Origin of the sequence: Niallia circulans, assembly GCF_007273535.1 — a bacterium.
In the GTDB taxonomy this organism is placed as follows: Bacteria; Bacillota; Bacilli; order Bacillales; family Cytobacillaceae; genus Niallia; species Niallia circulans_B.
The window spans coordinates 3022692-3043764 of record NZ_RIBP01000004.1 but is presented as its reverse complement, the minus strand read 5'-3'; the positions used below and the strand labels follow the sequence as shown (position 1 = coordinate 3043764).

18 protein-coding genes are annotated in these 21073 nt (G+C 39.5%); 10 read left to right on the top strand and 8 right to left on the bottom strand.

Features of this window, described 5'->3' with window-relative positions:
- Window positions 1–903: a LysR family transcriptional regulator gene (locus tag CEQ21_RS22995; RefSeq protein ID WP_185766541.1), complete on the bottom strand. Its 903-nt coding sequence runs from the start codon at window positions 901–903 to the stop codon at window positions 1–3.
- A 139-nt stretch (window positions 904–1042) separates the two neighbouring features.
- On the opposite strand from CEQ21_RS22995, the gene gltB reads away from it, so the two are divergent.
- The 8 genes from gltB to CEQ21_RS22955 all read left to right on the top strand — a co-directional run bounded on the left by gltB (window position 1043) and on the right by CEQ21_RS22955 (window position 12349).
- Window positions 1043–5596: a glutamate synthase large subunit gene (gene gltB, locus CEQ21_RS22990; RefSeq protein ID WP_185766540.1), complete on the top strand. Its 4554-nt coding sequence runs from the start codon at window positions 1043–1045 to the stop codon at window positions 5594–5596.
- Between the two features lie 16 nt (window positions 5597–5612).
- The gene (gene gltD, locus CEQ21_RS22985) at window positions 5613–7103 is read left to right on the top strand and encodes a glutamate synthase small subunit (RefSeq protein ID WP_185766539.1); all 1491 of its coding nucleotides are present in this window, start codon (window positions 5613–5615) and stop codon (window positions 7101–7103) included.
- A 225-nt stretch (window positions 7104–7328) separates the two neighbouring features.
- Window positions 7329–7847 (top strand): HD domain-containing protein, encoded by a 519-nt coding sequence (locus CEQ21_RS22980; RefSeq protein ID WP_185766538.1) that lies wholly within the window; start codon window positions 7329–7331, stop codon window positions 7845–7847.
- Between the two features lie 126 nt (window positions 7848–7973).
- Window positions 7974–8438: a hypothetical protein gene (locus CEQ21_RS22975; RefSeq protein ID WP_185766537.1), complete on the top strand. Its 465-nt coding sequence runs from the start codon at window positions 7974–7976 to the stop codon at window positions 8436–8438.
- A 77-nt stretch (window positions 8439–8515) separates the two neighbouring features.
- Complete coding sequence (locus tag CEQ21_RS22970) at window positions 8516–10750, top strand: DEAD/DEAH box helicase (protein WP_185766536.1); 2235 nt, start codon at window positions 8516–8518, stop codon at window positions 10748–10750.
- 79 nt (window positions 10751–10829) lie between these two features.
- A complete protein-coding gene (locus CEQ21_RS22965) occupies window positions 10830–11036 on the top strand; it encodes a hypothetical protein (RefSeq protein ID WP_185766535.1) in 207 nt (68 codons plus the stop codon).
- A gap of 89 nt (window positions 11037–11125) precedes the next feature.
- Window positions 11126–11791, top strand: coding sequence for a peptidylprolyl isomerase (locus CEQ21_RS22960; RefSeq protein WP_185766534.1), 666 nt, complete (start codon window positions 11126–11128; stop codon window positions 11789–11791).
- Window positions 11792–11914: 123 nt separating this feature from the next.
- Window positions 11915–12349: a peptidylprolyl isomerase gene (locus tag CEQ21_RS22955; RefSeq protein WP_185766533.1), complete on the top strand. Its 435-nt coding sequence runs from the start codon at window positions 11915–11917 to the stop codon at window positions 12347–12349.
- A gap of 80 nt (window positions 12350–12429) precedes the next feature.
- On the opposite strand, the gene CEQ21_RS22950 is transcribed toward CEQ21_RS22955, so the two are convergent.
- Entirely contained in the window at window positions 12430–13155 is a 726-nt protein-coding gene (locus tag CEQ21_RS22950) for a glycosyltransferase (protein ID WP_235907314.1), read from the bottom strand.
- A 319-nt stretch (window positions 13156–13474) separates the two neighbouring features.
- On the opposite strand from CEQ21_RS22950, the gene CEQ21_RS22945 reads away from it, so the two are divergent.
- A complete protein-coding gene (locus tag CEQ21_RS22945) occupies window positions 13475–14548 on the top strand; it encodes a glycosyltransferase family 4 protein (protein WP_185766532.1) in 1074 nt (357 codons plus the stop codon).
- Between the two features lie 47 nt (window positions 14549–14595).
- Here the strand turns inward: CEQ21_RS22945 and CEQ21_RS22940 are convergent, their stop codons facing one another.
- The 6 genes from CEQ21_RS22940 to CEQ21_RS22915 all read right to left on the bottom strand — a co-directional run bounded on the left by CEQ21_RS22940 (window position 14596) and on the right by CEQ21_RS22915 (window position 19643).
- Window positions 14596–15492, bottom strand: a complete 897-nt coding sequence (locus CEQ21_RS22940; protein ID WP_185766531.1) for an NAD-dependent epimerase/dehydratase family protein — start codon at window positions 15490–15492, stop codon at window positions 14596–14598.
- Window positions 15489–16316 carry a dTDP-4-dehydrorhamnose reductase family protein gene (locus CEQ21_RS22935; protein ID WP_185766530.1) on the bottom strand — a complete coding sequence of 276 codons (828 nt, stop codon included), beginning with the start codon at window positions 16314–16316 and terminating at the stop codon, window positions 15489–15491. The genes CEQ21_RS22940 and CEQ21_RS22935 overlap by 4 nt, the downstream gene beginning before the upstream one ends.
- Window positions 16317–17303 carry a polysaccharide biosynthesis protein gene (locus CEQ21_RS22930; RefSeq protein WP_185766529.1) on the bottom strand — a complete coding sequence of 329 codons (987 nt, stop codon included), beginning with the start codon at window positions 17301–17303 and terminating at the stop codon, window positions 16317–16319.
- Window positions 17296–18387, bottom strand: a complete 1092-nt coding sequence (gene wecB / locus CEQ21_RS22925) for a non-hydrolyzing UDP-N-acetylglucosamine 2-epimerase (protein ID WP_185766528.1) — start codon at window positions 18385–18387, stop codon at window positions 17296–17298. Before wecB ends, CEQ21_RS22930 begins: the two co-directional genes overlap by 8 nt.
- Before the next feature lie 191 nt (window positions 18388–18578).
- Window positions 18579–19085, bottom strand: a complete 507-nt coding sequence (locus tag CEQ21_RS22920) for a hypothetical protein (protein ID WP_185766527.1) — start codon at window positions 19083–19085, stop codon at window positions 18579–18581.
- Between the two features lie 33 nt (window positions 19086–19118).
- Window positions 19119–19643 (bottom strand): hypothetical protein, encoded by a 525-nt coding sequence (locus CEQ21_RS22915; RefSeq protein WP_185766526.1) that lies wholly within the window; start codon window positions 19641–19643, stop codon window positions 19119–19121.
- 195 nt (window positions 19644–19838) lie between these two features.
- Between CEQ21_RS22915 and CEQ21_RS22910 the strand changes: the two genes are divergently transcribed.
- Complete coding sequence (locus tag CEQ21_RS22910; RefSeq protein ID WP_185766525.1) at window positions 19839–21050, top strand: glycosyltransferase family 4 protein; 1212 nt, start codon at window positions 19839–19841, stop codon at window positions 21048–21050.
- Window positions 21051–21073 lie beyond the last annotated feature (23 nt).

Below are 21073 nucleotides of genomic sequence, written 5' to 3'. Positions count from 1 at the left end.
TTATTGATATTTTTCGAGAATGGAGAAAAACTCAATGACAAATTGATAAAATGTCTGCACAGACGGTGGGAGTTCGCGGTTTTTCGGAACGATGATACCGACAGTCCGGCTGATTGCTGGATTTTCAATCGGCATTTTTTCTGTGAATTTTGGAACGTTCTCATAAAAGCTGCTTTCTGGCAGCAGTGTTACACCCATTCCCGCAGACACTAGCCCTTTAATAGCATCTAAATCTTCTCCCTCTGAACTGACATTCGGCAGAAAACCTTCTTGTTTACACGCATCATAAGCAATTTTTTGTAAAATATATCCCTTTGGAAACAAAACAAATGCTTCATTCCGCAAATCCTTTAAACGCAGTGTTCTTCGTTCAGACAATGGGTGATTACTCGGAAGGAGTGCAAAGATTTTTTCGGTAAATAGAATATTACCTTTTAAATCAAAATCATCTGTCGGAACTGGACCTAATAGTGCTAAATCCAAATCACGGTTTTTAACGGCATCAATTAAAAAGCTGTATGAGCCTTGTCTTAATTGAAACGTGATATTTGGATGCCTTTCCTTAAAAGCCGATATAATTGTCGGCAGCAAATGGCTGGCAAGGCTTGTCGGAAAGCCGATTTTTATTGAGCCTCTTTCTGGATCTAAATAGGCATCGATTTGTTCCTTTGCACGGTCCACTGCCTTCATAATAGCAAGAGAATGAGTTAGAAAAGTTTTACCAATTGAGGTTAACTTTACATTTCGTCCTTCTCGCTCAAACAGAGGGACACCTAATTCGTCTTCGAGATTGGCAATTTGTCTGCTTATTGCGGATTGTGCAACGTGAAGGCGTTCGGCTGCTTCTGATACATGCTCTCTTTCAGCTACTTCGATGAAATATTTCAGCTGTCGTAATTCCATTTTTTAGGGTTCTCCTCCAATTCATCTCAATATTAGATTACTTCTATCCAAATAATATATTGTATATATGAATTTGCATAGTATAATTGGGTTATCTGAACAAAAAAAAGTGTTAGAAAATCTGACAGGGGTGGTTGAAATGACGTACAACCAATTAGCTAAAGCACAAGGTCTATACCGACCTGAATTTGAACATGATGCGTGTGGAATCGGGTTATTTGCTCATATTAAGGGGATGGCAACTCACGACATCGTTTCAAAAGGACTAAGTATGCTATGTAAGCTAGATCATCGCGGCGGTCAAGGTAGCGATCCGTTAACAGGAGACGGTTCAGGATTAATGGTTCAAATACCAGATGCTTTTTTCCGCAAGGAGATAACTGATTTTGAGTTGCCTGAACGTGGACAATATGGTGTCGGAATGGTTTTCTTTTCAAAGGATGATCCTAATAGACATGAAATTGAAAATAAAATTAATGAATACATTGAGCTTGAGGGTCAGGAGCTTCTCGGCTGGAGAACAGTACCTACAGATGTCAGAAAAATCGGAAAAGTCGCTCAAAAGAGCTGTCCAGTTATTCGACAAGTTTTTATTAAAAATAATAATGGGTTAGAGAAGCTTGGTTTTGAACGCAAGCTTTATATTGTCCGTAAATTATCTGAAAATTGGGGCAAGACTGAAGAAAGGGACTTTTATTTCGCAAGTCTTTCCACAAGTACAATCGTATATAAAGGGCTTTTAACATCAGATCAAGTGGAAACATTTTATCTTGATGTGCAAGATCCAGAATTTGTTTCAGCATTTTCAATTGTGCATTCACGTTTCAGCACAAATACATTCCCAAGCTGGGAAAGAGCCCATCCAAACCGCTATTTAATCCATAATGGTGAAATCAATACACTTCGCGGTAACTTTAACGGGATGAAGGCAAGAGAGCAGCAATTCGTTTCAGAAGCTTTCGGTGACGACTTGCAAAAGGTGCTTCCGATTTTGGATGCAAACGGAAGTGACTCATCGGTATTTGATAATGCTTTAGAATTCTTTATCCTTTCAGGACGCAAGCCTGCGCATGCTGCAATGATGCTTATTCCTGAACCTTGGACAGAGAATAAGCATGTAACAGGTGAAAAAAGAGCATTTTATGAGTTTCATAGTGCAATGATGGAGCCTTGGGACGGACCAATGGCAATTACATTTACTGATGGCAATCAAATCGGAGCAATCCTTGACCGTAACGGCTTACGTCCAGCGCGTTATTATGTAACAAAAGATGATTATATTGTATTTTCTTCAGAAGTGGGAGTTATCCCTGTTGAAGAAGAAAACATTCTTTACAAGGACCGCTTAAGTCCAGGTAAGATGCTGTTAATCGACTTAGAGGAAGGCAGAATCATTTCCGACGAAGAGTTGAAAGGACAAATTGCAACAGAGCATCCTTATGAACAGTGGCTGTCAGAGGTTGTTAAACTTAAAACACCAGAAAATGAAGAAGCAGAAACGTTCCAAGACTTACTGATAAGACAGAAGGCTTTCGGTTACACTTACGAAGACATACAGAAGAACCTTTTACCAGTTGTGTTGGAAGGAAAAGATCCAATCGGTTCAATGGGGAATGATACACCGCTTGCTGTGTTGTCTGACAAATCTCAATCCTTGTTCAGCTACTTCAAGCAGCTGTTTGCCCAAGTAACGAACCCTCCAATTGATGCAATCAGGGAGCATATGGTTACATCCACATTGACATGGTTAGGTGCTGAGAGTAATCTTTTACACCCAACAGCAGAAAATTGCCATCGCATTCAGCTGCAGGGGCCAATCCTGTCAAACGGAGAAATCAGTCAATTAAAAGCAAATGAGCTTACTGGCTTTACTACACAAAGCTTTTCGGCAACATTTACAGATAATTTAGAAGAAAGTCTACAAGCTATTTTGAAACAGGCTGAAGCAGCAATAACAAATGGCGTAAGCTTGCTTGTGTTAACAGATAGAGAAATGGACAAAGATCAAAAAGCAATTCCAGTTCTTTTGGCAGTCAGTGCACTGCATCAGCATTTAATTAATAAAGGCCTTCGCTCTAAAGCTAGCATTATCGTAGAATCTGGAGAAACAAGAGAAGTTCATCACTTTGCCAGCTTAATTGGATTTGGTGCAGATGCAATTAATCCATACTTAGCATATGCGACATACCAAAAGGCAATCGAGGACGAATTACTCAACATCTCCTATGAGGAAGCTGTATCACGCTACAATCAAGTTATTACTGAAGGTGTTGTTAAAGTAATGTCCAAAATGGGCATCTCAACAGTGCAAAGCTATCGCGGCGCGCAAATTTTTGAGGCTGTCGGAATTGGGCAGGAAGTGATTGATAAATACTTTGCAGGTACTGTATCGCAATTAGGCGGAATTGGTATTGATACAATCGCTAAGGAGGCAGCAGATAAACATAATGCTGCATATACGAACACTTACGATGAAAGTTTAGATTCAGGCAGTGAATTCCAATGGAGAAAAGGCGGAGAGCACCATGCCTTTAACCCAAAGACCATTCATACATTGCAATGGGCATGCAGAAGAGCAGATTACAGCTTATTTAAGCAGTATTCGGAAGCTGCAAACGAAGAAAGACTGAGCTTTTTACGAAACTTGTTTGCTTTTTCTTCGAATCAACAATCGATTGCATTAGAAGAAGTTGAATCGGTTGAATCAATCGTTAAACGATTTAAAACTGGAGCAATGTCCTTTGGTTCATTGAGCAAGGAAGCACACGAAACATTGGCAATTGCAATGAATCGTCTTGGCGGAAGTTCAAACAGTGGTGAGGGTGGAGAGGATCCAGCTCGCTATGAATTAGATATGAATGGTGACAATCGAATCAGCTCCATTAAACAAATTGCCTCAGGGCGCTTTGGTGTTAAAAGTCATTACTTAATTAATGCAAAAGAGCTGCAAATTAAGATGGCACAAGGTGCAAAACCTGGAGAAGGCGGACAGCTCCCAGGCAATAAGGTTTATCCATGGGTTGCTGATGTAAGGGGTTCTACTCCTGGTGTTGGTTTGATTTCACCGCCGCCGCATCATGATATTTATTCTATTGAAGATTTGGCACAGCTAATTCATGATTTGAAAAATTCAAACCGTGATGCTCGTATAAGTGTCAAACTTGTTTCTAAAGGCGGAATTGGCACAATTGCTGCAGGTGTGGCAAAAGGTGCTGCCGATGTTATTGTCGTAAGTGGCTATGATGGCGGTACTGGTGCTTCACCGAAAACTAGTATTAAGCATACTGGTCTGCCTTGGGAGCTTGGTTTGGCAGAGGCTCATCAAACATTGATGCTTAATGGATTAAGAAGCAGAGTTGTCTTGGAAACAGACGGCAAGCTGATGACAGGTAAAGACGTTGTGCTAGCAGCATTACTTGGTGCAGAGGAATTCGGTTTTGCAACTGCTCCGCTGATCGTTTTAGGCTGTGTTATGATGCGTGCATGTCATTTGGATACTTGTCCTGTCGGAATTGCGACACAAAATCCAGATCTTCGCTACAAGTTTGCCGGCGACCCAGATCATGTAGTTAACTTCATGCGTTTTGTGGCAGAAGAGGTTAGAGAGCTTATGGCTCAACTAGGCTTCCGCACTGTTGACGAAATGGTAGGAAGAACAGACGTGTTAACTGTCGGTGAAGCAGCGAAAAACCACTGGAAAGCGAAAGATTTAGATTTGACTAAACTTCTTTACCAAGTGGAGGGACAAAGAACATTCCAAACACCGCAAAATCATAAAATTGATGAAAGTATTGATATGAGAAAAATCCTTCCTGCAGTGGAAAAAGCAATCCAAAACGGTGAAGCAATCGATTTGCACTATCATGTGCGTAACACAGACCGTGTTATCGGGACGATTGTAGGAAGTGAAATCTCAAAGAAATACGGAGAAACAGGGCTTCCAGAAAATACAATCAATTTGCATTTATCTGGTTCTGCTGGTCAGAGCTTAGGGGCGTATATTCCAAAAGGATTGACAATTCGCTTAAACGGTGATGTGAATGACTATGTTGGAAAAGGCTTGTCAGGCGGAAAAATTTCGATAACAACACCATCTGTTGAGTCATTTTCGGCACAGGATAATGTTATTGCAGGGAATGTTGCCTTTTACGGTGCAACTAGCGGTGAAGCGTTCATTAATGGTAAGGCAGGTGAACGTTTCGCAGTCAGAAACAGTGGTGCAAGCATCGTTGTTGAGGGTATTGGCGACCACGGTTTGGAATACATGACTGGTGGAGAAGTAGTTATCCTTGGAGACGCAGGCAAAAACTTTGGAGCAGGTATGTCTGGTGGAATTGCTTATGTACTGCCAGGTGACAAAAACAGCTTCGAAAAGCTTTGCAATATGGAAATGATCCTGCTTGAGGACTTGACAGATACAGCTGAAAAAGACAGAGTAAAATCGCTAATCAGCAAGCATGCAGAAGAAACAGGCAGTTTCGCTGCTAAGCAAGTTTTAGGCAATTGGGAGAAATATACTCACAAGTTCGTGAAAGTAATTCCAAAGGATTACAAGCGAATGATGAACCAAATTCAAGCGGGTATTAATTTAGGATTGTCGCAAGAAGAAGCGGAAATGAAAGCATTTGAAAGCAACTCAAACCAAGGCAAAAAAAAACAGCAAACTACTAAAATGACAGTAGCAGTTCGGTAAGAAAGGAGAGATACAATTGGGTAAAGCGACGGGGTTTATGGAATATAAAAGAGAGGAAGCGGAAGAACGGTCTCCCCTCTCCCGCATTAACGATTTTAAAAAGTATTCTGCTCCTTTCTCAGACGAGGTGCTAAGCAGACAGGGCGCAAGATGTATGGATTGCGCTACACCATTTTGCCATATCGGGATGGAAATCGGAGGAAGCACCTCCGGTTGCCCGATTCATAATTTAATACCAGAGTGGAATGATCTTGTTTATAGAGGCAGATGGAAGGACGCACTTGATCGTTTGTTAAAAACAAATAATTTCCCTGAATTTACTGGAGCAGCATGTCCGGCACCATGTGAAGGTTCATGTACTGTTGCCATCTCAGATCCTGCAGTAGCAATCAAAAATATTGAAAGAACTATTATTGATAAAGGGTTTGAAAATGGCTGGATTTCTCCAAGAATCCCACAAAAGCGCACAGGCAAAAAAGTCGCGATCGTCGGCAGCGGTCCTGCTGGCTTAGCTAGCGCTGATCAGCTTAACCAGGCTGGCCACTCTGTCACAGTGTTCGAACGCTCTGACCGTGCTGGCGGTTTGCTGATGTACGGAATTCCAAACATGAAATTGGAGAAAAAGGATGTAGAAAGAAGAGTCAATCTTTTGACACAGGAAGGTATTGATTTCGTTACAAACACAGAAATCGGCAAGGATATTTCTGCAGAAGAGCTTAAGGCTCAGTTTGATGCAGTAATACTTTGTACTGGTGCTCAAAAGCAAAGAGACTTAAAAATAGAAGGCAGAGAGTCAAAAGGCGTTCATTTTGCAATGGATTACCTAACACAATCAACGAAAAGTTTGCTTGATCCAAGTATCGGAACTCCAGAAATCGATGCAGAAGGCAAAGACGTAATTGTCATCGGCGGCGGTGATACTGGGGCAGACTGTGTAGCTACAGCTCTTCGTCAAAAATGTAAAACAGTTGTTCAGTTCGGTAAACATCCTCAATTAGGATTAGCACGCGCTACTGAAAATATGTGGCCTGCTTTCCCGCATGTGTTCACATTGGATTATGCTTATGAGGAAGCACAGCAGAAATTTGGCAGAGATCCGAGAGAGTACAGCATCCAAACAACGAAATTAGTGAGTGATGAAGAAGGGAAGCTGAAGGAGCTTCATACTGTGCAAATGGAAAAAATCAGACAAGAAGACGGCAGATTCCTTTTCAAAGAAGTACCAGGCACTGAAAAAGTTTGGCCCGCACAGCTAGTGTTTATTGCTATCGGCTTTGAAGGTCCAGAACAGCCTGTACTTGCTCAATTCGGTGTAGATACATTAAATACGAGAATTGCAGCTAAATATGGCGATTTCGAAACAAATGTAGAAGGTGTGTTTGCTGCAGGTGATGCAAGAAGAGGGCAAAGCTTAATCGTTTGGGCAATAAATGAAGGCAGAGAGGTTGCGTATAAAGTAGATCAATACCTAATGGGCGCTTCATGCCTGCCAACTGTCAATGCTTGATAAATAAATGGTATCCCTTAATTGGGATGCCCTTTTTTTTATAACTAAGAATATTTTTTTCCGAAAAAGGGTAAAAAATTGAAAATGTATTTATCCTGTTTCATCTTAAGTATATAATAGTTAAAAATCAAAGGCAGTCCTATATATGGTATCAGTGGTTTATGTATTTTCTACAGCGATAACAACATAATTGTAGGTGCTTGCTTATAAGGGGAGTGTCGACTTTTGAGAGATGTAAAACTAACAGATATTTTTAATCACCATATTGCGCAAAAGTATATAACCCGTTCAGGCCTGGCACATGCTCTTGCTGTTGCCTATCATGCATTTGAATTGGCTAAGGAAAAAAATGTCGATGTTGATAATGCTGCCAAAGCAGGATTTCTTCATGATATTGGTCATTATACTTGGTATAAGGATGGGAAATGGGATTATCAATTGTATAAAAAAAATGATATTCATCCCATTAAAGGGGCTGAAAGGGCACACAAACTGCTGATAAGGCTTGGTGAAAATCCCGTCAAAGCAAAAGAAATTGCCCTCGCTGTGCTATTTCACACTGACAGCTTCTTGCCTGGGGGAAGTGTTACTTTAACACCGCTGCAGCAAATCGTCAAAGCGGCAGATGAAAAAGACGAAGAGCCGGGCGGGCACCATCATTATCGTACTGTCAGCATAAAAAAAGCATTGGATAGTCTTAAGGTGCTTGATGAAAAAATTGATAATCATTTTGCGCAAAAATAATGGTAAAACAAAGCGGAAGAGAACGAGGCAATTACGCCTTTTTCCCTTCCGCTTTGTCCATTTTTTGTATAAATATTGCCTGTAGCAAAAATAATAAAGATAGATCTGACGAATAGGAGATTTATTATGACCGCTAAGATAGTCCTTTATATAAGCTTGTTTTTACCATGGTTTACGTTGCTGTTTGCCAAAAAGCAGCCCATAAAAAAATATATACCAGTAATTATTCTTACGTGCTTATTAATGACAATCATTTTTCAAATAGCCTATCAATACAACTGGTGGGTGATTCACACATATATTGTTCCATGGGGGTATATGATAGACATAAGTTTTGCATATGGGCTTTTTCCAGTCGGTACGTTTTGGATTTTTTACTTCACAAGTGGGCGCTTCATTCTATTTACCATAACAAATTTTCTTATGGATGCCATAATGGCATACGTCGTATTGCCCTCGCTAATGAAGCTAGACATTGCAGAATACAAGCTGATTGCACATTGGCAGTATTTTTTGATAATGTATGGAATCTCCTTTATTATCTATGGTTATCATATTTGGCAAAAACAGATATACAAAGAAGACGCTTAAGTCTTCTTTTTTAGTTTCCGATATATATTTGGTGCTATAATGAAAACTGATCAATGAATGCAGTAGAAGGGAATACAATGATAAGTACTTCTAAATATTTAAAAGAATGGCAAACAGCCCTTCAGCAAGAAATAAATCATCTAAAAAAGTTTTCTAGTTCAAGAATTGCTTTGTTTAATGGCCAGTTCCTGCAAACAGCTGAGGACTATACGTATTATTTTGAAAGCATAGCTTTTGTTAAAATACCTATCGGCTCTTCAGTCGTCCTGCACTGGGGTACGGCAAAAATAAATGGCCGAATTTTATCCTCCGATGGCAAAAGCATAATACTTCAACTTGATAAAACAATCGGAGATCATGTGACAGAGGCATTTGTTAGCCACGATCCGTGGGAGCTTCTCGAACAATTGATGATCCGCTTTGATACGATAAAAGAAAATAAGGCGAAAGTTTCTCGGATCACCAGGCTTATGAATCCTTCCATGCTTGCCAAACATCCAGAGAAAATAAGTAAAAATCATGTTCATGAGCTTTCATTAAGAAGTAAATATAATCCAGTAACCTTTGTTTGGGGTCCGCCCGGAACAGGAAAAACCTATACATTAGCACGGGTTGCTTTACAGAAATATTGGAAGGGAAAAAGAATTTTACTGCTTTCTCAAAGTAACCAGGCAGTCGACGTTCTTATGAAGGAAATTACTAGCACTGCAAAAAGCAAAGATCGCTTTAAGCTTGGTGATATTCTCCGGTATGGCGGAAATGGCGGAGAAATGGAGCTTGGAGAGGAAAAAATCACGACAAGTGCACTGTTAGATGAGAAGGATAGAGGATTAGCACTGCAGAAGCAAGAATTGCTGGATGAGAAAATCAAACTGAAAAAGGATCTAGCCAGATCCTTCAGCAGCAGAGATTCACAAAGTCTTCTCAAAATGGAAGAACAACTAGCAAGAGTAATGGAGAAAATTCGTAAAAGAGAGCTTCAATTTGTTAAAAAGGCAATGATCGTTGGCACTACATTGGCTAAAGCTGCGACGGATGCAACCATATATGAGGATAATTATGATCTTGTTTTGCTTGATGAAGCGAGCATGGCATATGTCCCGCAAGCAGCTTTTGCTGCTTCTCTTGGAAAACGCATGATTGTTTGCGGTGATTTCAAACAACTTCCGCCAATAGCCGCTAGCAGAAGTGAAGCAGTGAATAAATGGCTGAAGGAAGATATCTTTCATGCATCAGGTGTTGCAGACAGTGTGGCATCAGGCAAGCTGCACCAGCATTTGCTGTTACTGAACGAGCAGAGGCGTATGCATCCGAGCATTTCTTCGTTTACAAATAAGCATATTTACCATTCTCTTGTAACAGACCACCCAACAGTAGCACGCTCAAGAAAAGCGATAACAGAAAAAGCGCCATTTCCACTAGAAGCAAATATCCTGATGGATACAAGCGGGTTTGGCCATTATAGCGGCTTTGAAAAAGGTACAAAATCAAGAACGAATCTTTTTCATATTCTGATAGCTTTACAGCTGATGGTGGAAGCATGGAAAAGCGGGATAAAAAGCATTGGATATGTCACACCATACAGAGCGCAAAGTGAGCTTATGGATGCCATTGCCTCTGAGCTGTTTCCAAAGCAAATTGCTGACAACAGTATTTTTGTTGCGACAGTCCATCGCTTTCAAGGCAGTGAAAAGGATATGATTATCTTTGACAGTACGGAAGGATACCCACATGAGCGTCCAGGCATGCTGCTGCTTGGCAAAGATAGTGAGCGTTTATTGAACGTAGCTATAACAAGATCGAAGGGGAAGTTTATTCATATTGCCAACTGTGAATTTCTTAGAAAAAGGGTTGGCAGAGACAAAGCTGTCAGAAAACTTGTTGAACATCAGCTCGCTGAAAACTTATTAGTGAAGGAAGCAGAAATCGGTACATGGGTTAAAGCAAGTCACCCTTATCTAAAATGGCAGCATGCCAGAAATATAAAAGATATCGCACGAGATATGAAGCATGCACAAAAAGTGTGTATTGTTATGCCTGACAATACTAATCCACCAAGTGAATGGCTGGAGCTTCTTGATAGTGTGGCAGAAAATCCAAAATGCAAAATATATGGACAAGCCAAATGGGCCAAAACAAAGGGAGTTAAAAGCTTACCTTATGATGGAGGGTTCCCAATCGTCATCATTGATGAACAAATTGTATGGCTTGGCCATCCTTTGCAGCTTGTGTCAGGGGCAAAGCCACCGTCAATCGCCGTCAGAATAGAGTCAAATCAGCTTGCTGCATATTTACTTAAGCAGCTGTCGTAAAATTTAGGATGGACTGTTTACAGCCCTACTGGAAACGATGTATCATTTAAAGGTAGTTGCATTCATAGGAGGGTTATAAATGACATTAAAAGACACACTTGCACAAGTTCTTAAAAGTGAAGAGGCAGTTAGTAAATCAATGGAAACATATGACAGCGAAGGCTATATCACAATCGCTGACAAGGAAGAACAGCAGCAGGTCCTATCAAAATTAGAAGAAAATGATTTCTATGTGTATGATGAACAATTTATAGACGGAATTTACCGAATCTATATAGAGCTGTAAGAAAAGACAGGCATTTGTTTAGCTTAAATTTGTTTATTTTTATCTCTTTATGTACAATTAATTCGTCAAGTATATAGGAGGTGTAAATAATGGAGAGAAAACAGAAATTCCTCAAAAACAAATTTTTGCTTGCCTGCTTGTTGCTGCTTACATTAATGCTTGCAGCATGTGGTACAACCAATGAAGCGGAAGATTCGAAAAGCTCTTCCACCAATTCGCCAACGATAGAAGTTAGTCCTGTTGTGACGATAACAATGGAAGACGATTCAAAAATCGAAATCGAGTTATATCCAAAAAAAGCGCCTAATACAGTTAACAACTTTGTCTCACTTGTACAAAAGGGTTACTATGATGGCCTAACATTCCACAGGGTTATTCCAGATTTCATGATTCAAGGTGGAGATCCTGAGGGCAATGGTACAGGTGGACCTGGTTATGCAATTGAAGGTGAATTCTCTGATAATGGATATGAGGACAATGATCTTTTACATGAAAGAGGCGTCATCAGCATGGCGAGGTCAGGCGATCCAAATTCTGCAGGTTCTCAGTTTTTCATTATGACAAAAACGACTGCAAGCCTTGATGGCCAATATGCGGCTTTCGGTAAGGTAACAAGCGGAATGGATGTTGTCGACAAAATCGTTGCTGTTGACCGCGATGCTAATGACAAGCCGAAGCAAGATGTCATCATGAAGAAGGTGACTGTTGATACGAAGGGTGTTACTTTCCCACAGCCGCAAAAGGTAGAAGAATGATTGTTTATTCTTGGGACAAGCAATAACATTTTATTTCTAGTATGGTAATATGGTATGATGAATTGAACATTGTCCTAAGCAAAACACAATACATATGGGACAAGATTAAAGGAGATGTTTATAATGGCAGAAAAAGGATACATAGTAATGCAAAACGGAGAAAAGATCGAATTCGAACTTTATCCAAACGAAGCACCTGGAACAGTTGAAAACTTCACGAAGCTTGCTAAAGAAGGCTTTTACGACGGTTTGACTTTCCACCGCGTTATTCCTGGCTTCGTAAGCCAAGGTGGAGACCCAAATGGTAATGGTACAGGAGGTCCTGGTTACACTATCAAATGTGAAACACAAGGAAATCCTCATACACACCAAGAAGGTTCATTATCAATGGCACATGCTGGTAAAGACACAGGCGGCAGCCAATTCTTTATCGTACATGATCCACAACCACATCTAAACGGAGTACACACAGTATTCGGAAAAGTAACATCAGGAATCTCTGCTGTTAAAGCAATGAGAAACGGCGATGTTATGGATAAAGTTGTAATCGGCGAATAATTACTAAGTAAAGCATACTGGATAACAGTATAAGCTATAAAAAATCCCCTCATCGCAATGATGAGGGGATTTTTTATACTTTACAAGTGCAAATAGTGATCAACAATATACTGAACAATAAGCGGTCTATACATCGTTTCAATCACTTGCATTTCTGCGAGCATTTGCTGCTGATGTTTGCTTGTGCCTGATTCTGAATGGGAGCGGAATTGTGTCAGAGACTCATTCAATAATTCAATATGAACCCCTTTAGATAATAAGCGGAACCACATTTCATAATCATGTGTATAAACCATCGTAGGATTGAAGAAGCCGTATTGCATAAAGATGCTTTTTTTGATAAGAATTGTACAGCCGTTAATTGGATTAGAGTATAAATAGCCTTCATAAACTGACTTCATGGTTGGATAATCAGCACCGTTTGATGGTATTTGAACAACATTGTTGCTGTCAATAATGTCATAGTTGGTAAAGCTTGCGTCCAAGCCTTTTGCTTGCATAAACGCTACTTGCTTGCTCAGCTTATCAGGTTTAAACAAATCATCCGAGCTTAACCAGGCTATATATTCGCCGCTTGCAGCTTCTAACCCCCTGTTTAATGCAGTTGCTGTTCCGCCATTCGGCTTACGAATATACTTAATATGTCTTCTGTAAGGTGCAATCTTTTCCGTGTGCTTTGTTGAGCCATCGTCAACTAGAATAATTTCGACATTTGGATATGTTTGCTGTAAGGCGCTTCTTAATGCTTGATCAACATAGGCACAATTATAAAACGGAATAATAATGGAAACCTTTGGATACAACATACTTCCTCCTTCATTTTTTCAAGTTTACTATTTATCGGACAAAATTTTTTTCTTATTCAATGAAATAAGCTTTTTTAGCCTTACGGAAAATTAAGAATTCTGTAATTGTTGTCCTCTTCATAGATTAATATATGAACCTAGCTCCATTCCTGTATAGGTATGTGCTTGTGCATTTAATGAATTGGAAATAGGCCTATTTATTTGTTTGTCGAAAGTAATAGGCGCAAAGCCAACGATTTTCCATATCCTATTAGCAACATGTGTATAAATTGCACAAAGTGAAGGTATAACAACAAGGAAGGGATGAGGGAAAACAAAAATGAATATTTTATTTGTCTATTATGTGCCGAGCGGCGGCGTGGAAACATTGAATCGCCAACGCTCTGCTGCCTTAAAGCAGGCAGGAATAAACAGCCATTTTCTCTATTTCCGGAAAGCAAGAGACCTGGTAAATGACCATGAAGGACCAACATTTATTACAGATGATGATACAGAAATCAAAACTATTTTAGATAAAGGAAATTATCAATTAATGGTCATTATCTCCGATTATAAATCGATTCCACGCTTTCGAAATTTCGGCTTTAAAGGACCTATTATCCTTGAAATACAAGGCTATGGACCAAAACAAGTAGCGAAGTCAGAGATGTCAAATGCTGTCCCTTATGTAACAGAAGGGGGAAGCGGTCTAATGAATCCGAAAACTCCACATATTTCCCATATTTTTAGTGAGCTCTTTCCGAGAATTCCAACATTTCAATTTAATAACTGTTTTGACAGCTCAAGATTTACTTATAAGCAGCTCCCAAAAGAGGAGAAGCCGATTGTTGCTTGGATTGGGCGCCTTGAGGACAATAAAAACTGGAAAGAATTTCTTAATATTGGCCATATGCTTATACAGACAGTTAATCAAGAAATCCAGCTATACATGTTTGAGGATCCAACATTATCAGCTCAGGCAGAAAGAGACGCCTTCGAGCTTAAAGTACAAGAACTTAAGCTTGCCGACAATTTAACGCTGCTGCCAAATATCCCAAATGAAAAAATGGCTGATTATTACTCTATAATTGGCGATTCTGGCGGCTTTTTATGTTCTACCTCTAAAGTAGAAGGAGCTCCTTATTCAGTGCTTGAAGCACTCAGCTGCAAATGTCCTGTTTTGACGACTGATTCTGATGGAGTTAGAAGCTCTATCATTCATAACAGAACTGGCAAGTATTATCCAATTGGAAATATCGAGGCAGCGTGCAGAGAAGCGGAGGAGCTTATGACGAATGAAACGTTACGAGAACAAATTCGTAAAACAGGTTATAAGCATTTAACCCGTGAATTTAGTCCAGAACAATATGCAAACAATTTTGTCCAGATGATGAAGCAGCTTGGGGTACAGTAAGATTTACTTTCTAAATAAGAGTCGTGCAAGCTGCACGACTCTTTCAATTAAGGGTGAGACCGATAATAATCTATCATATCTGACAAAGAAGAACATAGGGTTTGTTTCTGCTTCCAGCCAAGTGCTAGAAGCTTTTCTGGCACTATTTCCAAAAAGGTATCTGATGAATCATTGGAGACTGCTGTTATATTTAATGAGGCTCCTGTTAATGCCTGCAAATGCTCTAAGACTGTCTGTAAAGAATGACAAGCACCTGTAGTGATATCATACACTTCCATAGGTCTGCCTTTTAGAAACATATATTCATAGGCAGATACGCAATCGCGGACGTCCACAAAGTCTCTAGTTGCTCCAAGATTTTGTACATTTATAGCAGGAATGGAGCCAGATTTTTCAGCATTAAGAATGTTTTTAATGAAGATTGCGCAAACACCATTAGAATTTCCTGGTCCAATTAAGTTAGAAGGCTTTGCTACCATAACATCCATGTTGTATAGCTTAGTCCAAGAGAGTGCAATTAGTGTCTGCAGTGTTTTACTTAAACTATAAGGATGGGGAATAGACGAAATATCCTGTGGCTCTGTTTGGAGTGCGGAACCGACAATCAGCACTTTGCAATCTGGTGTATGCTTTGTGGCAGCTTGAAGTAAATAGGCAGTCGACAAAGCGTTTATTTCCAGAGTTTGCGCAGGGTTTTCCCAAGAAGTGCCGACATGGTTTTGGCCTGCCAAATGCAGCAAATAATCGGGCTTGCAAGATTGGATAAGCGTATCAATTTCTTGTTCGTTTGCTAAATCACATACTATTAGCTCGGTTTTATCTGTGATAATGGAAGGGATCGTCCTGACGGTACCAAATACACGATAGCCTTGCTTAGCGAAATATTCACATGCATGAATTCCTGTAAATCCGCTCGCACCAGTAATTAGGATTGTTTTTGTCATCCATCATTCATCCATTTTTTCATCTCTGTCAGCATTTTTCGATAGGTTGGTGGATTGTAAACATAGTCTGTTCTTGTATTCACAATCGTTCTGTCGAGTTTATTCTTTTTTTCTGGAATAATCTGTACGTCTTTTTTGTTGAAAACCTGTTGGAAAAGCTTCAACAATTGGAACTTGGAGATCTTATCTTTTACACAAAGATGATATAAGCCAGTTACATTATTGTCGATCATTTTTTCTGTAGCTTTTGCTAGTTCTAATGTCGTTACACCATTCCAAAAAACCTTTTCATAGCCTTTGATTTTGCCCGTTTGCTTCATAAACCATAGGAACAGTCCAATTCCGTCATCTTTTACTTCAGGTCCGATAATGGATGTGCGAATGGTTAAGTTTTCTGTATCCTTAATTTCACCATATTGCTTTGTTTTTGAATATTGACTTGTGCCATCAGGAATGGATTTTTCTGTGTAATCACCGTCTGCTCCGGAAAAGACACAATCTGTGCTTATATGAATGAGCTTGCCATTATGTCTTTTGACCAGTTTAACAAGCTGATGTGGTAAAAAGCTGTTTACCTGCAAGGCTAGAAATGGATTTTCTTCCGCATCCTCATTCAAAATACCGATACAATTTATGACGATATCTGGTTTAATTTCATCAATTATTTGCTCCATTGCGTTCAAATCAGTTACATCCAAAAAAATTCCTTCATTGTCCTGACTATCCCTTGATGTGTAATAGACCTGGTAATTCGGATTCTTTTTAAAGTAGGCTACCATTACATGTCCTGCCATCCCTTTCCCACCAAGGACTAAAAGCTTCATTTAAATAAGACCGCCTTTCGAAAGCATTGCCTTAATTTCGTCTTTATTGATTAGGCCAATACTAGAGTTATATTCATCCAAATCGACAGGAGAGCAATCATCATAATGTTCTTTTAAGCCTTCGATATGAATGGATGGTAAGATCACATAATATTGCTCATCATAAATAACTGTTGTCGTACACTCATACTTCGAAAGAAGCAGTTCATGAATTTTTTCTCCAGGGCGAATTCCGAGAATTTCCGTTTTCACATCCTTCACTTTGGAAAGCTCTATCATCACGTCAGCCAAGTCCTTAATACGGCATGCAGGCATTTTCATAACGAAAATCTCACCGCCGTAGCTTTCAAAGGTTGCTTTAAAAACTAGTTTAATTGCTTCTTGCACTGTTAAGAAGAATCTAGTCATGTCTAAGTCTGTGATGCCGACAGTTTGTTTATCGCGAATTTGCTTTTTGAAGACATGGATGACACTTCCGTTTGTACCGAGTACATTTCCGCCGCGAATACAGACAAATTTTGTATCTGTATTAAGTGTGTTTGCATGAATGATAAGCTTTTCACCCATTGCTTTTGACAATCCATAAAAGTTGGAAGGATCTGACGCTTTATCTGTGGAGATATAGACAACTTTGTACACGTTTTGTGCAATCGCTGCATCAATGACATTTTGTGTGCCGATAACATTTGTTTTCATCGCTTCAAGTGGTTGATGTTCACAAATAGGCACATGCTTAAGTGCAGCAAGATGGAATAAATAATCGACATCTTGGCATGCATCCATTAAGGAGTCCTTTTCCTTAATATCGCCAATAATAAAATGAAGCTTTGGATGATTGTCAAATTCCTGTTTCATTGAAAATTGGACAGATTCATTTCTGGAAAAAATACGGATTTCCTCTGGACTTTCATTCAACAACTGTTTTACTAGCTCATGTCCCCACGAACCAGTTCCTCCTGTAATTAAAATCTTTTTATTTTCAAACAACTTTCATTCCTCCTAATACGATTTTTACGATTTTATCTGAAACATTTACATGGTCATAGCCTTCTGGAAAGGACCATTCTCTCGATTGATTTACCATTGCCTGCACACTGCTTGCAATAGCTTGGCAGTTAACACCTGACAAAATATTGCTGCCACATTCAATTGTTTCCATCCGTTCAGTAGTCTTGCGAATTGTGACAGTAGGGACATGGAACAAACAGCATTCCTCTTGAACCGTGCCGCTGTCTGTCAGCACACAAAATGCATGTTTTTCAAGTGCTACAAAGTCAAAGAATCCAAAGGGCTCATAAAATTCAATTAAAGGATCAATTGTAAGCTCTGTAGTTTGTTCGATTCTTTCTTTAGTGCGTGGATGGATGCTGCAAATAACTCGTTTTTTATATTTACTTGCTATTGAATTGATGCCGTTAATGATTTCCTTTAATCGATCTTTATAATCAACATTTTCTGCCCTGTGTGTTGTCACAAGAAAATAATCATTGCTTTTAAGAGAAAGTCTTTCTAGCACGCTGCTCGAGTCAATACGGTCACTGTAATGGAGCAATACTTCGTTTATAGGATTTCCTGTCACAATTATCCTGCTTGATGGGAAGCCTTCCTGCAGGAGGTTTTGTTTACTTTGTGGTGTGTAAGGTAGGTTAAAGCTAGAGACACTGTCAATCAGTTTTCTGTTTTTCTCTTCTGGAACTTCAAGGTCAAAGCATCTGTTGCCAGCTTCCATATGAAAGACGGGAATACCCATTCTTTCAGCTAAAATGGAGCTTAAGCCACTGTTTGTATCTCCAAGAACCAGCACTCTATCAGGCTTTTCGTCGAGCAAGATTTGTTCTAATTCCTTAAAGATTACTGCAAGCTGTTGTCCAAGTGACTTGTGCTTGTCACTTAACACATAATCAGGTTTCCTGATGCCCATTTCTTGAAAAAAGATGTCACTTAAATTACTAGTGAAGTTTTGTCCTGTATGCACGAGGATATGTTTATCAGCTAAACGGTCCAGCTTTCCAATAATCAAGCTGAGACGAATGATCTCTGGTCTCGTCCCCAATATAGTTAATACTTTCATTTCTCACCTCTCGTACTGCCTTTATTGATAATCCCTATAACATATGCATGTCTCTCTTACATGTTCTAGGCGTCTCTCTTTCTATAAAAATAAAAAACTAGAACTAGTGAAAATTAGAAGATGTGTAGATAAAAAAACCCTCCTATGGAAGGAGGGGGACATATGAATGGAAATTCTATCACTCAATCATATTAAATTACTCGGTTAACAGTCACTTGTCCAAGGTAATTACCAGCAGCAGCTGCAGTTACAGTTGAAGTGATAGTAAGGTTGGCATTGGAACCAAGCAGGTTCAATCCAAGCAAAGTATCTCCTGATGCGATTTCTACACTAGTAGTTCCGCCTGCATTGACTATATTGGTGAAAATTGGAATTGTGGCAATGACTATTCCCAGAATATTGATGATTTCTAATGTTGCACTGACAATTACTGTATCTGTACCAGAAAAGGCGTAGTTAACACTTATCGGTAAAGCAACATTCAATAGTCCTGTTGCAAACGTAAAGCTGCTCTCAAATGTCACAGTTTGGTTTGCAGCAGTGTTTGGTGCCCATATATATGCATTGCTGCCATCAATGAACGGTTGTGTTGGAGATGGTGCTACAACTACAGGTGTTTGAGGCAATGTTCCCCCTGCTGTATTAGCTGTAATGATTGTATTTGTCGGATCAGTAAAGCTTTGTAAAACGATTGGCATTTTTTTGTCACCTCCATTAGTTGTTAGTATGGTTTAGATAGCAACAATTTGTTGTACAGTAATCTGTCCAAGATAACGACCAGTATTAACAGGATCATAAGGAGTAGTGATTGGAGCATTAACTGTTGCATCAACAGTAATGTTAACCGTTCCACCAAGAACACTTGCTGCCAATAACGTATCTGCTGCAACAGTGCTGACATTCAACGGGTTTCCAAGGTTAGTGTCCCCAGAAAATAATGGAATTGTTAAAACGATAACACCTAATACATTTAGGACTTCTAAAGTTGCAGTTACTGTTGCTGTTTCATTACCAGCGTATGCATAATACACAGTTAACGGCAATGCCACAGATAATAGCGGTGCACCGAATGAAAATACACTACGGAATGTTACTGATTGACCAGAAACATTAACAGGAGACCAGATGTATGAACCGTTTCCATCAATCAATGGGATGGTTGGACCAACTGGAGTAACAGCTCCAGGTGCTGTTGCCGAATCTGCAATTCTGACAGTGTTTGCAGGAGTAGTGAAGGATTGTAGTACTACAGGCATAAATTTCACCACCTTTTCTCTGTATTGGAAGGATACAAGAATAGCTTATGTAACAAAAACGAAGACGTTTGGACAAATACTATAGGTCATTCATGTATTTTTATTGGAAAAACACCTGTTTTGCAGGCACATGTCCACACTATTTTGCTTTCCTGCAATATGAATAAAGAGACAAAGAGGAAAGGGGTTGTATATATGAAAATCCTGCTTGCGACATATTGGATAGTTCCACATGTCGGGGGTGTTTGGAATTACATGAACCAATTAAAAAAACGGCTCGAAGCTATGGGGCATGAAGTGGATTTGCTCGGATATGGAGAAATGCATAAATACACTTACTTCGTTTCAGAAGAAAAGAAAATTTACAATGACGATTTACTCGAAGAAATTAATAACCGCTTAGCAGAAAAACAAAGTATCCCTTATATGGCGGACCCAGTTGTCACTTATTGCGAAAAACATAGAATTGGTTATGAGCTTGCCATTTCCAGTCTTAATTTGCAAATGTACGACATCATCCATACACAAGATGTCTTTTCGACAACAAGCTTTGGCAACCTTAAGCTATCTGGTCCAAGGTTAATCGCAACATTACATGGTTCTGTCGCACATGAAATGAAGGATCATCTTCTATATGAACATGTCACAGCCACATCACAAATCGGCTGTACGTATTTTGATGAACTGGAGCACACAGGTGCAACATCAGCAGAGGTAACGATTGTGGCCAATAACTGGCTTAAGAATATTTTAATAGATGAATTTCATGTTCCAGAAGAGCAATTAACAGTGCTTCATTATGGCTTTGATATTGATTCCTTCCTGAGCAGAATAGATGAAAGAGATTCTAATATTTATAAACCGACTGATAAGCAAATCATTCTATTTACAGGAAGGCTTGTTGCTTTAAAGGGCGTTCACATTTTAATAGAAGCTTTAAAACAGCTGCGCGGATCTATTGGGAATTGGCAATGCTGGATTGTCGGCGAAGGAGAAAAGCTAACAGAGCTTAAGCTGCAAGCGGAAAAAGCAGGGTTAGAGGATTATGTTTTTTTCTTTGGAAGCAGAGATGATATCCCGCAGCTTTTATCGAAAGCGGATATTTATGTATTGCCAAGCATGATTGAAAATCAGCCATTATCTGTCATTGAGGCACAAATTGTTGGAAGGGCGGTTATTGTCAGCGATGCAGGAGGTTTACCAGAAATGGTAGTGCACGGCACAACAGGCTTGATTGTTTCAAAAGGGAATGTTGATGAATTGAGGAACAGTCTTTATATGCTGCTTGTTAACAAGGAATACCAAAGCTTTCTCGGGAAAAATGCAAAAGACTGGGGAGTTAAGCATTGGTCGCTCGAGGTTGGCGTAGATAACCTACTGGGGATATATGACAAAGGGAAAAGCTAATAACCTACGCAAATTTTAAATAA

Bases quoted from the DNA above. Each gene is read 5' to 3' on its own strand.
- CEQ21_RS22955 (WP_185766533.1), top strand. From the start codon at position 11,915: ATGGCAGAAAAAGGATACATAGTAATGCAAAACGGAGAAAAGATCGAA.
- CEQ21_RS22910 (WP_185766525.1), top strand. From the start codon at position 19,839: ATGAAAATCCTGCTTGCGACATATTGGATAGTTCCACATGTCGGGGGT.
- CEQ21_RS22935 (WP_185766530.1), bottom strand. From the start codon at position 16,316: ATGAAGCTTTTAGTCCTTGGTGGGAAAGGGATGGCAGGACATGTAATG.
- wecB (WP_185766528.1), bottom strand. From the start codon at position 18,387: ATGAAAGTATTAACTATATTGGGGACGAGACCAGAGATCATTCGTCTC.
- gltB (WP_185766540.1), top strand. From the start codon at position 1,043: ATGACGTACAACCAATTAGCTAAAGCACAAGGTCTATACCGACCTGAA.
- CEQ21_RS22960 (WP_185766534.1), top strand. From the start codon at position 11,126: ATGGAGAGAAAACAGAAATTCCTCAAAAACAAATTTTTGCTTGCCTGC.
- CEQ21_RS22975 (WP_185766537.1), top strand. From the start codon at position 7,974: ATGACCGCTAAGATAGTCCTTTATATAAGCTTGTTTTTACCATGGTTT.
- CEQ21_RS22945 (WP_185766532.1), top strand. From the start codon at position 13,475: ATGAATATTTTATTTGTCTATTATGTGCCGAGCGGCGGCGTGGAAACA.
- CEQ21_RS22915 (WP_185766526.1), bottom strand. From the start codon at position 19,643: ATGCCTGTAGTACTACAATCCTTCACTACTCCTGCAAACACTGTCAGA.
- CEQ21_RS22920 (WP_185766527.1), bottom strand. From the start codon at position 19,085: ATGCCAATCGTTTTACAAAGCTTTACTGATCCGACAAATACAATCATT.
- CEQ21_RS22965 (WP_185766535.1), top strand. From the start codon at position 10,830: ATGACATTAAAAGACACACTTGCACAAGTTCTTAAAAGTGAAGAGGCA.
- CEQ21_RS22940 (WP_185766531.1), bottom strand. From the start codon at position 15,492: ATGACAAAAACAATCCTAATTACTGGTGCGAGCGGATTTACAGGAATT.
- CEQ21_RS22950 (WP_235907314.1), bottom strand. From the start codon at position 13,155: ATGTTGTATCCAAAGGTTTCCATTATTATTCCGTTTTATAATTGTGCC.
- CEQ21_RS22970 (WP_185766536.1), top strand. From the start codon at position 8,516: ATGATAAGTACTTCTAAATATTTAAAAGAATGGCAAACAGCCCTTCAG.
- CEQ21_RS22995 (WP_185766541.1), bottom strand. From the start codon at position 903: ATGGAATTACGACAGCTGAAATATTTCATCGAAGTAGCTGAAAGAGAG.